Annotated in this window: 13 protein-coding genes; 1 reads left to right on the top strand and 12 read right to left on the bottom strand. The window is 26.4% G+C overall.

Annotated elements, in window-relative coordinates; genetic code table 11:
* Position 1: 1 nt before the first annotated feature.
* Together argF and arcA are read right to left on the bottom strand one after the other, a co-directional pair.
* Positions 2–994 carry an ornithine carbamoyltransferase gene (gene argF, locus OMES3154_RS01615; protein WP_156683073.1) on the bottom strand — a complete coding sequence of 331 codons (993 nt, stop codon included), beginning with the start codon at positions 992–994 and terminating at the stop codon, positions 2–4.
* A 24-nt stretch (positions 995–1,018) separates the two neighbouring features.
* The gene (gene arcA, locus OMES3154_RS01610; protein WP_197271459.1) at positions 1,019–2,239 is read right to left on the bottom strand and encodes an arginine deiminase; all 1,221 of its coding nucleotides are present in this window, start codon (positions 2,237–2,239) and stop codon (positions 1,019–1,021) included.
* 244 nt (positions 2,240–2,483) lie between these two features.
* Here arcA and OMES3154_RS01605 point away from each other — a divergent pair, with 244 nt between their 5' ends.
* Positions 2,484–2,873, top strand: coding sequence for a thioesterase family protein (locus tag OMES3154_RS01605; protein ID WP_156683071.1), 390 nt, complete (start codon positions 2,484–2,486; stop codon positions 2,871–2,873).
* A 19-nt stretch (positions 2,874–2,892) separates the two neighbouring features.
* Here OMES3154_RS01605 and argS read toward each other — a convergent pair whose 3' ends face one another.
* The 10 genes from argS to OMES3154_RS01555 all read right to left on the bottom strand — a co-directional run bounded on the left by argS (position 2,893) and on the right by OMES3154_RS01555 (position 16,773).
* Positions 2,893–4,620 (bottom strand): arginine--tRNA ligase, encoded by a 1,728-nt coding sequence (gene argS / locus OMES3154_RS01600; protein WP_156683070.1) that lies wholly within the window; start codon positions 4,618–4,620, stop codon positions 2,893–2,895.
* Positions 4,621–4,810: 190 nt separating this feature from the next.
* Entirely contained in the window at positions 4,811–6,043 is a 1,233-nt protein-coding gene (locus OMES3154_RS01595) for an IS30 family transposase (RefSeq protein ID WP_156683069.1), read from the bottom strand.
* Positions 6,044–6,323: 280 nt separating this feature from the next.
* Positions 6,324–7,613: a YadA C-terminal domain-containing protein gene (locus tag OMES3154_RS01590; RefSeq protein ID WP_156683068.1), complete on the bottom strand. Its 1,290-nt coding sequence runs from the start codon at positions 7,611–7,613 to the stop codon at positions 6,324–6,326.
* A 240-nt stretch (positions 7,614–7,853) separates the two neighbouring features.
* A complete protein-coding gene (locus OMES3154_RS01585) occupies positions 7,854–9,086 on the bottom strand; it encodes an IS30 family transposase (protein ID WP_156683029.1) in 1,233 nt (410 codons plus the stop codon).
* Positions 9,087–9,410: 324 nt separating this feature from the next.
* A complete protein-coding gene (locus OMES3154_RS01580; protein ID WP_156683069.1) occupies positions 9,411–10,643 on the bottom strand; it encodes an IS30 family transposase in 1,233 nt (410 codons plus the stop codon).
* A 280-nt stretch (positions 10,644–10,923) separates the two neighbouring features.
* Positions 10,924–12,213: a YadA C-terminal domain-containing protein gene (locus tag OMES3154_RS01575; RefSeq protein ID WP_156683068.1), complete on the bottom strand. Its 1,290-nt coding sequence runs from the start codon at positions 12,211–12,213 to the stop codon at positions 10,924–10,926.
* Positions 12,214–12,453: 240 nt separating this feature from the next.
* The gene (locus OMES3154_RS01570; RefSeq protein ID WP_156683029.1) at positions 12,454–13,686 is read right to left on the bottom strand and encodes an IS30 family transposase; all 1,233 of its coding nucleotides are present in this window, start codon (positions 13,684–13,686) and stop codon (positions 12,454–12,456) included.
* Between the two features lie 254 nt (positions 13,687–13,940).
* Complete coding sequence (locus OMES3154_RS01565) at positions 13,941–14,897, bottom strand: LacI family DNA-binding transcriptional regulator (protein WP_156683067.1); 957 nt, start codon at positions 14,895–14,897, stop codon at positions 13,941–13,943.
* A gap of 9 nt (positions 14,898–14,906) precedes the next feature.
* Positions 14,907–15,797, bottom strand: coding sequence for a ribose ABC transporter substrate-binding protein RbsB (rbsB, locus tag OMES3154_RS01560; RefSeq protein ID WP_156683066.1), 891 nt, complete (start codon positions 15,795–15,797; stop codon positions 14,907–14,909).
* Positions 15,798–15,837: 40 nt separating this feature from the next.
* Entirely contained in the window at positions 15,838–16,773 is a 936-nt protein-coding gene (locus OMES3154_RS01555; RefSeq protein ID WP_156683065.1) for an ABC transporter permease subunit, read from the bottom strand.
* Position 16,774: the final 1 nt, after the last annotated feature.

The raw sequence follows: 16,774 nt of genomic DNA, 5'->3' as shown, positions 1-16,774 counted from the left end.
TCTATTTTAATGTTGAATACATTACAGCTTTAATTGTATGCATTCTGTTTTCAGCTTCATCGAATACTTTTGATTGAGGGGATTCAAATACTTCGTCTGTAACTTCCATTTCAGGTAAACCAAATTTTTCATATATTTCTTTACCTATAGTTGTTTTTAAGTCATGGAATGAAGGTAAGCAGTGCATGAATATTGCTTCTTCTTTCGCATATGACATAGCTTTTTTATTTACTTGGTAAGGGCTTAATAATTTAATTCTTTCTGCCCAAACTGAATCAGGTTCTCCCATAGATACCCATATATCAGTGTAAATTACATCAGCATCTTTACAACCTTCTTCTACGCTTTCAGTAAATCTAAGTGTTGCTCCTGTAACTTTACAAATTTCTTCACATTTTTCTATTAAATCTTTTTTAGGCATTAATTCTTTTGGCCCACAAGCTGTAAAGTTTAATCCTAATTGAGAACAAACAACCATTAATGAATTTGCTACGTTATTTCTAGCATCTCCCATAAATGTAAAGTTTAGCCCTTTTAATTTTCCAAAGTTTTCTTGTACTGTTAACATGTCTGCTATCATTTGTGTTGGGTGGAAATCATCAGTTAACCCATTCCATACTGGTACACCACTGTACTTAGCTAAATCTTCTACTAATTCTTGACTAAATCCTCTATATTCTATACCATCATACATTCTTCCTAAAACTCTAGCTGTATCAGCTATTGATTCTTTTTTACCCATTTGAGATGAACCTGGATCTAGATAAGTTACTCCCATTCCTAAATCCATACCTGCTACTTCAAATGCACATCTTGTTCTAGTTGATGTTTTTTCAAATAATAATACTATATTTTTACCTTCAAGATATTTATGTGGTATCCCTGCCATTTTCATATCTTTAAATTGTTGTGATAATTTAATTAAATCTTTTACTTGTTCTGGTGTTAAATCTAATAATTTTAAAAAGCTTTTTCCAGCTAAATTTTTTGCCATTTGTTCTTCTCCTTTTTGTTTAATTTATTTAATTCTTTCTCTTACAAGAGGCATTGACATACATCTAGGACCTCCACGTCCTCTTGATAATTCAGCACTTGGCATTTCTATAACATTTATACCATGCTCTCTCATTAATCTATTTGTTACTGTATTTCTATCATAAACTACAACTGTTCCTGGAGCTATACATAATGTATTAGATCCATCATTCCATTGTTCTCTTTCAGCAGCAATTCTATCATTACCACCACAAGGTATTAGAGTAACTTTTTTCCCTAAGTATTCTGATAGAATTTCTTCTAAAGTTCCTACTTTTTCAACAGTTTTTATACTATCATTATCTCTTGTTAATTCAAATACTCTAAGTGTTCCTAAAATTCCTGGGTGAACACTGAATTTATCATAATCTATTTGAGTAAATACTGTATCTAAGTGCATCATTGCTCTGTTATTTGGTATATCAAATGCTAATATTGTTTTTATATTAGAGTGCTCTTTATTAAATAACATATTTTTAGCAACTTTGTCAATTGCACCAGCTTGAGTTCTTTGTGAAATTCCTATTGCTAAGATTTCATCACTAATATTTAATACATCTCCACCTTCAATATGGAAAGGATTTTTTCTATCATAGAATAGACTCATTTGTCCTTTATAGTCTTTATGGTAGTTGAATATGTAGTATGCATATAGAGTTTCTCTGTTTCTTGTTACAGAGTACATTCTATTTAAAATAGCACCGTCTTGAGTTGATGCAAATGGGTCTCTTGTGAAGTATAAATTAGGCATTGGGTCTACTACTAATTCGCTAGAATCTCTTAAGTGAGATAGTAGGTCATTCGAATGTAGATCTAATTCATTGTATTTAACACCTTCCATAGTTTTTAAAACCATTTCTTTAGTATCAGTATATGACATATAAAGTTTAAATAAGGCTTCTTTCTCTTCATCAACTTTAACATTTGCTTCATCAATAAATTCTTTTAAGAATTGTACTTTTAAGTTTTCATCTTGGTCTAGTGTTTCAGCTACTAAATCTTCAAGATATACAACCTCTATTCCGTTTTCTCTTAATATTTCAGCGAATCTATCATGCTCTTTTTGAGCAACTTCTAGATAAGGAATGTCATCAAATAATAATCTTTCCAAAGTATCAGGTGTTAAATTTTCTAATTCTTTACCTGGTCTGTGTAATAAAACCTTTTTAAGTGGCATAATTTCACTTCTAACATCAATAACCATAATTCTTCCTCCTTGTATAGTTAACTTTATGTTACCATCATTAGAATTATACCCCTAAAATATTAAAAAGCAAATTTTAAAAGTTATTTTTTTAACATAGTTGCATTTATCTGAATTTTGGTATATAATACTATTGAAGTTTTAAGACATATTAAACTTTACACAACGAGTTTAAATAAAATAAATTGAAATCGTTAAATCTAGTCTGGTTAAGTATCAGACTTTTTTAAATTCAGGAGGATATATGAAAGAAATTTTAGTTGGAAGTAAATATACTAATAAAATGATAGTAAATGAAAAAGATTTAGCAAGTAGCTATGGTTCTGGACTTGCTAGGGTATATGCAACACCTGCAATGATTGCTTTTATGGAAAAAACATCAAGTGATTATATAGCAAAATTTTTAGAAAATGATGAAATTACTGTTGGTATAAAAGTAAATATAGAGCATATTAAAGCAAGTCCCATTTTATCTGAGGTTGTTTGTAATGTTGAAATTAAAGAAGTGTCTGGCAAAAAAATTGTTTTAAGTGTCGAATGTTTAGTTAATGATGAAATAATTGGAAAAGGAATTCACGAAAGATTTGTTGTAAATCATGAAAAATTTGAAAAAAGAGTATATGAAAAAAAGTAAGCCAGGGCTTACTTTTTTATTACATTTTATCTACTGTATTTATTCCTAATAATGATAGTCCTTTTTTAAGAACTTCTCCTACTTTATCGCATAATGCTAACTTATTAAGTATTTGTTCTTTATCTTCATTAGCTAATATTTTTTCATTATTGTAGTAACTATTAAATTGTTTTGCTAAATCATAAATGTAATCTGCAATTACATTAGGTTTATTAGTTTCATATGCTTTAATTACAGCTGATGGATATTTTAACATAGTTGCAACTAATTCTCTTTCAGAAGCTATTGAATTTTTAGTTAATACATCTATATTTTCATTTAACTCTATACCCATTTCCTTTGCTTTTCTTTTTAATGATTGTATTCTTACATAAGTATATTGGAAATATGGTCCTGTATTTCCTTCAAATGCTAGTACTTTATCCCAAGTAAACATTATTGGAGATGTTCTATTTTGGCTTAAATCAAAGTATTTAATAGCTCCTACTCCTACAACTTCTGCTATTTCTTCTTTTTCTTCTTTAGTTAATTCTGGATTTTTTTCTTCGATTACTTTTAATACTTCTGATTTTGCTTCATCTAATAAGTCAATTAAGTGAATTACATTTCCACCACGTGAGCTAAAGATTGCACCATCACCAAATCTCATTATACCAAATGCAGTATGAATTTTATCGTAGTCATAATCTCCACCCATTAATCTTGAAATTTCAAAAACTTGTTTGAAGTGTCCTGTTTGTCTTTCATCAACTACATATATTCCAATACCTACACCTAAATCTCTTTTTCTATATCTAACTGTAGCTAAATCTGATGTTGAGTATAAAAAGCTTCCATCTTTTTTTCTTACTATACATGGAGGTAAGTTAGATTCGTTTTCATCAAAAAACACAACTAATGCTCCATCATCTAATTTTGCAATACCTTTTTTAGTAATATCTTCTAGTACATCTGGCATCATTTCATTATAGAAAGATTCACCGTTTATTAATTCAAACTTTATCCCTAATCTATCATAAACTTTATTATATTCCTTCATTGAATAAGTTATAAATTCTTTCCATAAAGCAAAGTTAACTTCATCTCCAATTTGTACTTTTCTTAATTCTTCACGAGCTAAATCATCTAAGCTAGGATCTTTTTTAGCTTCAGTACCAAATAATACATACAGTCTTTCTAATTCGCCTATTGGATCTTTTTCATATTTTTCTCTATCTAGCCATTTGTTGTATGCAACTATTAGTTTACCAAACTGTGTTCCCCAGTCTCCTATATGGTTATCTCCATATACTTTAAATCCTAATTCTTGGTATATTTTCTTTAAAGCATCTCCTATGATAGTAGATCTTAAATGCCCTACGTGCATTCTTTTAGCTATATTTGGTGATGAATAATCAATAGCTACAATTTTACTACTATCTATATTATATTCAATATTTTCTTTTGTCATTTTTTTTATGTCTTCATTTAAAATACTATCTTTAACAAAAATATTTAAAAATCCTGGACCTGCTAATTCTATTTTTTCAATAATATCTTCACCATCAAAATTTTCAATTAGTTTATTAGCTATATTTCTTGGATTATCTCCTAACGCTTTTGCATTTTTCATTGCAAAATTTGATTGAAAATCTCCAAACTCCTTTTTAGTTGAATTTTGTATATCATTACTATCTATTTCTATATTAAAAGTTTTTTCAATATTTTTATTTAAAACTTCTAATACTTGATTAATTAATATCTTCATAACATTACTCTCCTTTATTTTTAATATAAAAATTATACTATTTATTATATTTAACTGTCAATATCTATATAAATTTTTGTACTTTAAAGTTTGATATGCAACACCTAGTATTTTTTTTATATACTTTTAAAGTTTGATATGCAACACTTTGGGATTTTCTAATTGTTATTTTTTATTATTTGGTTTATAATTATTTAGAGGTTGTATTTAATGGTAATAAAACAACTTCATCACAATTATATGCCCTTAATGATAGTTTTGATAGTAAAGTTTTACTATAAGTTTCAATAAACATATCATTAGGGGTTTTATTATTGTATGCTTTTTTCTTTAAACTATTTATATTACTTACTACTTCGTATAAATCTTCTTGTGATACATTCTCTAAACTTACACCTTTTGGGTACACTTTTCTTAATAATCTATGAATATTCTCTATAAATGGTTTTTGTGTTGGTGTTCCTGCATCGCAGTAAAATATTTTCGTTCTATTTTTAAGAGTTTTCTTGCTAATTTCTATTTCATTAAATTTTAAAAACTCAGATCCCCTATCTGTTAATATTACTCCAAATAGCTTTTTAAACATAGAATACCCTATCTTATTTTCAATATCATCTAGTACTCTTAGTACTTCGTAAGGCGTTTTATATTTTAATTTATATGCCATTAAAAACTGTATTCTAGGAATAAATATTGTTAGTATGTATCCATTACTCCCTAAAGGTCCACATACCAAATCCATTTCAACTATATTTAAGTTCTTGCCTTTAGTATATTCTACGAAATCTTGAAATTCCTTATTCTTTAAAAACTCTAATCTTTTCTTATATTCTATTTTATCTTTACTTAAATTAGTTGCTCTAGTCTTTATTTTCTTTTTAGTATATTTAACAATACCTTTACTTATCCAGTCATATATTGTTTGAATAGATACCATGTCGTCTTTATATATTTCTTTTAATGATATATGTATGTGTGAGATAGGTTGTCCTAAATTTAACAGTTTTTGTATATCTTTTTTTAACTCTATTTGTACTACTTCATTTTTAATTTTAGAATTACTTTCTGATTTTAACTTAAGATAATTATTATCTGCTTGTTCTGCATTGTATATTACATAGTGATAGTAGCAATGATTATTTATATATCTAGGACATCCATTGCAGACATTTGGGCTTTTAGTTAGCAATTCACATGGATGTGTTTCTAATATTTCCTCATTATCTCTATAATTTAATTCTATTACTTTTTTATTTCTACATACCATTCTATTCTTTTTAATTTCCCTTGATACTGTTGAAGGATTAACATTTAATAATCTTGCTATTTCTCTAATACCAGTATTTTCTCTTAATCTAATTTCCATTTCTATTCTATCTTTTAATTTCATTTTTACCCTTTCTTGAATACCAAAGTGTTGCATATCAACTTTAATAATATCAAATTTTTATTGTTTAGAACACTTGAATTTATTAAGTTCTAGCGAATTATCAAAAAAAAATAGGTTTAAAATTTTTTATCAAAATCTCTAAACCTATTGATTTTATTGATGTTTGTCATGTTTTTTATGTGTTGCATATCAAACTTTAACATGCAAAGTAAAATTTATAAAGCTTTATTCATAATAAAATCCCTCATCCATTTTACGGATAAGGGATAGAACTTTATTATCATCAAAACTCTCTATGATAATTTATATATTATTAAAATTCATATCCTAAAGAGGCATTATATGAAACTGATTTAAAGCTTGTAGAAAGCCCTGCTCTTATAGAGAATTTATTATTAAATTTATAACCTAAACCTACTGCAACAGCTACAGACTTATTATGTCCTCCAAATCCTGCTGTTATCATTCCTTTACCAGCTGTTACTGGTTGTAATAATGATGATAATGCTGCTTGTTCTGCTAGTCCTCTTTGTGTTGCTTCACCTAAAGATTTTAAACTTCCATCAACATAAGTTTTATCTGCTTTTTTAGCAACTTCTGCATTTGTTTTTTCTAATTCTACTCTTATTTGTTCATTTTGTTGGATTGCTTTTCCTTCTGATATGACAATTCTTTTTTCAACCGCTTCAGCATCAAAATCAGCTTCTCTTAGAGTAAAGTCATAATTTACAACTTCTGTAAGTTCAACCTCTCCTTCTTTTACCTTTAATGTATTATCATATTCTGCATTCTTTTCTCTATTTTTTTCTTCTATAGCTTTTCCTTCTTTAATTTTTTCTAGAAGTTGTTCTTCATTTTTTTCATTATATACACTTTTGTTTTTTTCTTCATCTGTCATTGACTTATTAAAAGCTTCAATTTGGATTTCACATGGATCATCTTGGTTTTCACATGGATCATCTTGGTTTTCAAATGGATCATATGTATCTATCGCATCTTCTTCTTCACCTTCAATTGATTTTTTTTCTATATTATCATAAACATCCCTTATACCAGGCAGTGATTTAATTTCATCCAATGAAGTTATTGCTGCCTTTTCACCTACAATAATCTCTTCTATTTTTTTAGTATTTGTTTTTATTTCTTTTACTTTTTCATTATTAGGAAAAAGAGTTTCAGTCTCTTTATCAAATGCATTTACTCCCTTTGCTTTATTATAAAATACATTAGTTAAATCAATAGCTCCATCTACAGTTGATAAATTGTATTTTTTATCATATATTGTAACTATAGGATCCTTAGAACTATCAAATGCATCCTCTAAATTGATTAAAGAACCTTGAAATTTACCATATCTAGCTTTTTTAAATTTCTTATATCTATCTAAAAATTGTTTATTAACCTCTTCTACAACTTTTTTCTCAACAAGACCAAATTCATTATCATCCTTAGCAGACATAATATCATTATTTAAAGAACTTGGCATATTTAAAGAACTTAATTTAGTTACCAATTGTAATTTTTTAGTCTCTAAATTTGCATCCGCAAAAGAAGCAACACCACTTGCTAAAACTAACCCAACCAACATCATTTTTAATTTCATAAAATCCTCCCATTTTATACATAATTTAATTATATCTATTAATATTTGTATAAATTTTAATAGATAAAATCTCTTTAAATGTATAATACCCCCCACAACTCATTTTGTCAAGTTTTTTTGATTTTTTTGTACTTTAAAGTTTGATATGCAACACCTAGTATTTTTTTTATATACTTTTAAAGTTTGATATGCAACACTTTGGGATTTTCTAATTGTTATTTTTTATTATTTGGTTTATAATTATTTAGAGGTTGTATTTAATGGTAATAAAACAACTTCATCACAATTATATGCCCTTAATGATAGTTTTGATAGTAAAGTTTTACTATAAGTTTCAATAAACATATCATTAGGGGTTTTATTATTGTATGCTTTTTTCTTTAAACTATTTATATTACTTACTACTTCGTATAAATCTTCTTGTGATACATTCTCTAAACTTACACCTTTTGGGTACACTTTTCTTAATAATCTATGAATATTCTCTATAAATGGTTTTTGTGTTGGTGTTCCTGCATCGCAGTAAAATATTTTCGTTCTATTTTTAAGAGTTTTCTTGCTAATTTCTATTTCATTAAATTTTAAAAACTCAGATCCCCTATCTGTTAATATTACTCCAAATAGCTTTTTAAACATAGAATACCCTATCTTATTTTCAATATCATCTAGTACTCTTAGTACTTCGTAAGGCGTTTTATATTTTAATTTATATGCCATTAAAAACTGTATTCTAGGAATAAATATTGTTAGTATGTATCCATTACTCCCTAAAGGTCCACATACCAAATCCATTTCAACTATATTTAAGTTCTTGCCTTTAGTATATTCTACGAAATCTTGAAATTCCTTATTCTTTAAAAACTCTAATCTTTTCTTATATTCTATTTTATCTTTACTTAAATTAGTTGCTCTAGTCTTTATTTTCTTTTTAGTATATTTAACAATACCTTTACTTATCCAGTCATATATTGTTTGAATAGATACCATGTCGTCTTTATATATTTCTTTTAATGATATATGTATGTGTGAGATAGGTTGTCCTAAATTTAACAGTTTTTGTATATCTTTTTTTAACTCTATTTGTACTACTTCATTTTTAATTTTAGAATTACTTTCTGATTTTAACTTAAGATAATTATTATCTGCTTGTTCTGCATTGTATATTACATAGTGATAGTAGCAATGATTATTTATATATCTAGGACATCCATTGCAGACATTTGGGCTTTTAGTTAGCAATTCACATGGATGTGTTTCTAATATTTCCTCATTATCTCTATAATTTAATTCTATTACTTTTTTATTTCTACATACCATTCTATTCTTTTTAATTTCCCTTGATACTGTTGAAGGATTAACATTTAATAATCTTGCTATTTCTCTAATACCAGTATTTTCTCTTAATCTAATTTCTATTTCTATTCTATCTTTTAATTTCATTTTTACCCTTTCTTGAATACCAAAGTGTTGCATATCAACTTTAAAAAAGGGTGTTGCATATCAACTTTAATAATATCAAATTTTTATTGTTTAGAACACTTGAATTTATTAAGTTCTAGCGAATTATCAAAAAAAAATAGGTTTAAAATTTTTTATCAAAATCTCTAAACCTATTGATTTTATTGATGTTTGTCATGTTTTTTATGTGTTGCATATCAAACTTTAACATGCATATATAAATTTTTGTACTTTAAAGTTTGATATGCAACACCTAGTATTTTTTTTATATACTTTTAAAGTTTGATATGCAACACTTTGGGATTTTCTAATTGTTATTTTTTATTATTTGGTTTATAATTATTTAGAGGTTGTATTTAATGGTAATAAAACAACTTCATCACAATTATATGCCCTTAATGATAGTTTTGATAGTAAAGTTTTACTATAAGTTTCAATAAACATATCATTAGGGGTTTTATTATTGTATGCTTTTTTCTTTAAACTATTTATATTACTTACTACTTCGTATAAATCTTCTTGTGATACATTCTCTAAACTTACACCTTTTGGGTACACTTTTCTTAATAATCTATGAATATTCTCTATAAATGGTTTTTGTGTTGGTGTTCCTGCATCGCAGTAAAATATTTTCGTTCTATTTTTAAGAGTTTTCTTGCTAATTTCTATTTCATTAAATTTTAAAAACTCAGATCCCCTATCTGTTAATATTACTCCAAATAGCTTTTTAAACATAGAATACCCTATCTTATTTTCAATATCATCTAGTACTCTTAGTACTTCGTAAGGCGTTTTATATTTTAATTTATATGCCATTAAAAACTGTATTCTAGGAATAAATATTGTTAGTATGTATCCATTACTCCCTAAAGGTCCACATACCAAATCCATTTCAACTATATTTAAGTTCTTGCCTTTAGTATATTCTACGAAATCTTGAAATTCCTTATTCTTTAAAAACTCTAATCTTTTCTTATATTCTATTTTATCTTTACTTAAATTAGTTGCTCTAGTCTTTATTTTCTTTTTAGTATATTTAACAATACCTTTACTTATCCAGTCATATATTGTTTGAATAGATACCATGTCGTCTTTATATATTTCTTTTAATGATATATGTATGTGTGAGATAGGTTGTCCTAAATTTAACAGTTTTTGTATATCTTTTTTTAACTCTATTTGTACTACTTCATTTTTAATTTTAGAATTACTTTCTGATTTTAACTTAAGATAATTATTATCTGCTTGTTCTGCATTGTATATTACATAGTGATAGTAGCAATGATTATTTATATATCTAGGACATCCATTGCAGACATTTGGGCTTTTAGTTAGCAATTCACATGGATGTGTTTCTAATATTTCCTCATTATCTCTATAATTTAATTCTATTACTTTTTTATTTCTACATACCATTCTATTCTTTTTAATTTCCCTTGATACTGTTGAAGGATTAACATTTAATAATCTTGCTATTTCTCTAATACCAGTATTTTCTCTTAATCTAATTTCCATTTCTATTCTATCTTTTAATTTCATTTTTACCCTTTCTTGAATACCAAAGTGTTGCATATCAACTTTAATAATATCAAATTTTTATTGTTTAGAACACTTGAATTTATTAAGTTCTAGCGAATTATCAAAAAAAAATAGGTTTAAAATTTTTTATCAAAATCTCTAAACCTATTGATTTTATTGATGTTTGTCATGTTTTTTATGTGTTGCATATCAAACTTTAACATGCAAAGTAAAATTTATAAAGCTTTATTCATAATAAAATCCCTCATCCATTTTACGGATAAGGGATAGAACTTTATTATCATCAAAACTCTCTATGATAATTTATATATTATTAAAATTCATATCCTAAAGAGGCATTATATGAAACTGATTTAAAGCTTGTAGAAAGCCCTGCTCTTATAGAGAATTTATTATTAAATTTATAACCTAAACCTACTGCAACAGCTACAGACTTATTATGTCCTCCAAATCCTGCTGTTATCATTCCTTTACCAGCTGTTACTGGTTGTAATAATGATGATAATGCTGCTTGTTCTGCTAGTCCTCTTTGTGTTGCTTCACCTAAAGATTTTAAACTTCCATCAACATAAGTTTTATCTGCTTTTTTAGCAACTTCTGCATTTGTTTTTTCTAATTCTACTCTTATTTGTTCATTTTGTTGGATTGCTTTTCCTTCTGATATGACAATTCTTTTTTCAACCGCTTCAGCATCAAAATCAGCTTCTCTTAGAGTAAAGTCATAATTTACAACTTCTGTAAGTTCAACCTCTCCTTCTTTTACCTTTAATGTATTATCATATTCTGCATTCTTTTCTCTATTTTTTTCTTCTATAGCTTTTCCTTCTTTAATTTTTTCTAGAAGTTGTTCTTCATTTTTTTCATTATATACACTTTTGTTTTTTTCTTCATCTGTCATTGACTTATTAAAAGCTTCAATTTGGATTTCACATGGATCATCTTGGTTTTCACATGGATCATCTTGGTTTTCAAATGGATCATATGTATCTATCGCATCTTCTTCTTCACCTTCAATTGATTTTTTTTCTATATTATCATAAACATCCCTTATACCAGGCAGTGATTTAATTTCATCCAATGAAGTTATTGCTGCCTTTTCACCTACAATAATCTCTTCTATTTTTTTAGTATTTGTTTTTATTTCTTTTACTTTTTCATTATTAGGAAAAAGAGTTTCAGTCTCTTTATCAAATGCATTTACTCCCTTTGCTTTATTATAAAATACATTAGTTAAATCAATAGCTCCATCTACAGTTGATAAATTGTATTTTTTATCATATATTGTAACTATAGGATCCTTAGAACTATCAAATGCATCCTCTAAATTGATTAAAGAACCTTGAAATTTACCATATCTAGCTTTTTTAAATTTCTTATATCTATCTAAAAATTGTTTATTAACCTCTTCTACAACTTTTTTCTCAACAAGACCAAATTCATTATCATCCTTAGCAGACATAATATCATTATTTAAAGAACTTGGCATATTTAAAGAACTTAATTTAGTTACCAATTGTAATTTTTTAGTCTCTAAATTTGCATCCGCAAAAGAAGCAACACCACTTGCTAAAACTAACCCAACCAACATCATTTTTAATTTCATAAAATCCTCCCATTTTATACATAATTTAATTATATCTATTAATATTTGTATAAATTTTAATAGATAAAATCTCTTTAAATGTATAATACCCCCCACAACTCATTTTGTCAAGTTTTTTTGATTTTTTTGTACTTTAAAGTTTGATATGCAACACCTAGTATTTTTTTTATATACTTTTAAAGTTTGATATGCAACACTTTGGGATTTTCTAATTGTTATTTTTTATTATTTGGTTTATAATTATTTAGAGGTTGTATTTAATGGTAATAAAACAACTTCATCACAATTATATGCCCTTAATGATAGTTTTGATAGTAAAGTTTTACTATAAGTTTCAATAAACATATCATTAGGGGTTTTATTATTGTATGCTTTTTTCTTTAAACTATTTATATTACTTACTACTTCGTATAAATCTTCTTGTGATACATTCTCTAAACTTACACCTTTTGGGTACACTTTTCTTAATAATCTATGAATATTCTCTATAAATGGTTTTTGTGTTGGTGTTCCTGCATCGCAGTAAAATATTTTCGTTCTATTTTTAAGAGTTTTCTTGCTAATTTCTATTTCATTAAATTTTAAAAACTCAGATCCCCTATCTGTTAATATTACTCCAAATAGCTTTTTAAACATAGAATACCCTATCTTATTTTCAATATCATCTAGTACTCTTAGTACTTCGTAAGGCGTTTTATATTTTAATTTATATGCCATTAAAAACTGTATTCTAGGAATAAATATTGTTAGTATGTATCCATTACTCCCTAAAGGTCCACATACCAAATCCATTTCAACTATATTTAAGTTCTTGCCTTTAGTATATTCTACGAAATCTTGAAATTCCTTATTCTTTAAAAACTCTAATCTTTTCTTATATTCTATTTTATCTTTACTTAAATTAGTTGCTCTAGTCTTTATTTTCTTTTTAGTATATTTAACAATACCTTTACTTATCCAGTCATATATTGTTTGAATAGATACCATGTCGTCTTTATATATTTCTTTTAATGATATATGTATGTGTGAGATAGGTTGTCCTAAATTTAACAGTTTTTGTATATCTTTTTTTAACTCTATTTGTACTACTTCATTTTTAATTTTAGAATTACTTTCTGATTTTAACTTAAGATAATTATTATCTGCTTGTTCTGCATTGTATATTACATAGTGATAGTAGCAATGATTATTTATATATCTAGGACATCCATTGCAGACATTTGGGCTTTTAGTTAGCAATTCACATGGATGTGTTTCTAATATTTCCTCATTATCTCTATAATTTAATTCTATTACTTTTTTATTTCTACATACCATTCTATTCTTTTTAATTTCCCTTGATACTGTTGAAGGATTAACATTTAATAATCTTGCTATTTCTCTAATACCAGTATTTTCTCTTAATCTAATTTCTATTTCTATTCTATCTTTTAATTTCATTTTTACCCTTTCTTGAATACCAAAGTGTTGCATATCAACTTTAAAAAAGGGTGTTGCATATCAACTTTAATAATATCAAATTTTTATTGTTTAGAACACTTGAATTTATTAAGTTCTAGCGAATTATCAAAAAAAAATAGGTTTAAAATTTTTTATCAAAATCTCTAAACCTATTGATTTTATTGATGTTTGTCATGTTTTTTATGTGTTGCATATCAAACTTTAACATGCACTATATAAATTTTTGTACTAAAAATACCCTGCTATAAAAACAGGGCAATTTATTTCTAATCTAATTCAATTTCAACTAAATTTTTTTTATTTTCCTTATTGCTAACTTCTTCCAATAGATCCATACTTTTTTTTGTAAGTTCAGAAAAAGGTATTTTATATGAGTTTATGTCTTGATTTATAAAGTATACTATCTCATCGTGCTCAAACGTAGATATAAGATATTCATCTTCGTTTTTCTTATATTCCTTTAATGCTTTTAAAAATCCTAGTAGCATTAAATTATTTGAAATATATATAGCAGATACATTTGTTTTAAATATTTCTTTAGCTAGTATATACCCGCTTTCCATAGAGAAATCTCCGTAAAAAACTAATTTTTCATCGTATTTAATATTATACTTTTTCAAAACTCTTTTGTAAGCTTCTAGTCTTTCTCTTGCTGTACTTATACTTAAATCTCCAGCTAAAAATGCTATTTTTTTATGTCCTTTTTCTATTAACTTTTCTATTGATTTAATAGTTGAATTTATATTTTCAAAACAAACTGTTGGAAAATTAGAATTTATCTTTCTTTCTATAAATACTACCGGTATTTTAGATGAAATATTCTCAAAAAATTCCAATTCATTGTACGAATTTTTAGTTACTGCTATAATAATTCCTTTTACTCTTTGCTTTATAAATAATTCTATATATTTTTTTTGAATTTCAAAGTCTTCATTACTACAGCCTAAAACTACATTTAGATTTTTTTTACCTGCATTAGTAACCATATTATTAACTATTTTAGAAAAATAAGTATTTTTTATGTCAGGAACAATTAATCCAATAGTATCATTTTTATTACTAGATAAATTTCTAGCAATCATATTAGGATAATAATTTTGTTCTTTTATTACGTTATTTACTTTTATTCTTGTTTCTTCTTTAACATTTTTACTATTATTCAAAACTCTAGATACTGTTGTTGTAGAAACTCCTGCTAACCTTGCGATATCTCCTATTTTCATAATATCTCTTTATTTTACTAATTGTAAATCTACTGGTATATATTTTTCTACTTGTTTTCCATCTAATACTTTTTTAGCAGTTTCAACCCCTAAAATACCAATTAATTTTGGTTGTTGAGCTACTGTTGCACCTAATTTACCTTCTTTAACTGAAGCTACAGCATCATCAATTGCATCAAACCCTACAACTAGGATATTTCTTTTTGTTGCTTCTATTGCTTTTAATGCTCCTAATGCCATTTCATCATTATGTGCAAATACTGCATTTATTTCTGGATTAGATTGTAAAATATTTTCCATAACTTCTAATCCTTTTGTTCTATCAAAGTTAGCTGTTTGTCTTGCAACAACTTCTAATTTACCTTCAATTGCCTTATTAAATCCTTCTCCACGTTCTCTTGCAGCTGTTGTTCCAGAAATACCTTCTAATTCTACAACTTTACCTTTAGAATTTAATTTTTCTAAGATAAATTCTCCTGCCATTTGACCACCTTTAACATTATCCGATGCTACGTGTGCTACAACTTTTCCACCATTAGCTCCTCTATCTAATGTTATAACTGGTACATTAGCTTCATTAATTCTTTTTATACTACTTGTAACTGCATCAGAATCAGTTGGATTAATTAAGATTAAATCTACCTTTTGAACTAATAAATCTTCAACACTTGATAATTCTTTAGCAGAATCATTTTGCGAATCAATTACAACTAAATCATAATTATATTCTTTTGCTTTTTCTTCTATTCCTTCTTTTAAGGTTACAAAGAATGGATTGTTTAATGTTGATATAACAACACCTATTTTTTTATTAGCATTTTCTACTGTTTTAGTAGCTTCTTTGCTACCACAAGAAAACACAAAAGCTGACATTAACACTGCGTAAAATAATTTTTTCATAATATTCCTCCTAAATTTATATATATATTTTTTTATATAACTAATTTTTATTTGATTTTATATCTATAATTACTGCTATAAATATTACTAATCCTTTTATTATCATTTGATAATATGCTGTGACGTTTAATAAGTTTAATGCATTAGATAAAACCCCTATAATTAATGCTCCTATTAAAGTTCCACCTATACTTCCTATTCCTCCTGATAAGCTAGTTCCACCTAGAACTACTGCTGCTATAGCGTCTAATTCATATCCACTTCCTGCTGTTGGTTGAGCTGATGCTAATCTTGATGTTATAACCAAACCAGCAATAGTAGCAAAAACACCGCTTAAAACATATGCTAAGGTTTTAATTTTATTTGTATTTATTCCTGATAATTTAGTTGTTTCTTCATTCCCACCTATTGCATATATATATCTCCCAAATCTTGTATGGTTCAGAATATAGTACATGCAAGCATAAATTATTATCATTAATATTACTGGGAATGGTATTTTTAAAATATATCCGTTACCTAGAAACTCAAATGACCCTGTAATATTTCCTACTGTAATAGGTCTTCCATCTGTTATAACTAATGTTAATCCTCTTAAGATTGTCATACTTACTAATGTTATTATAAATGGTTGTAATTTTAATCTAGATATTACAACTCCATTTAAGTATCCTAGTAATGCTCCTAATAAGATTACTATAATTAAAACAAGAATTGAATTTACATTATTTTTTAATAAAATAGATGCACTAGCTCCAGTTAAAGCTAAAATTGATCCTACTGATAAATCTATACCACCAGTTAAAATTACTAAAGTCATACCAACAGCAATAACTGCATTTATAGATGTTTGTCTAAATATGTTTAATATATTTATAACCGAAGAAAATCTTGGGTTTATCATTGCTATTATTATTGAGAAAATTATTAATCCTAATAGCGGTTTGTTTTTCATAATTTTGTCTTTTATTTTCATT

Origin of the sequence: Oceanivirga miroungae (assembly GCF_902505095.1) — a bacterium.
Taxonomy (GTDB): Bacteria; Fusobacteriota; Fusobacteriia; order Fusobacteriales; family Leptotrichiaceae; genus Oceanivirga; species Oceanivirga miroungae.
This window is presented reverse-complemented; position numbering and strand designations above follow the sequence as displayed.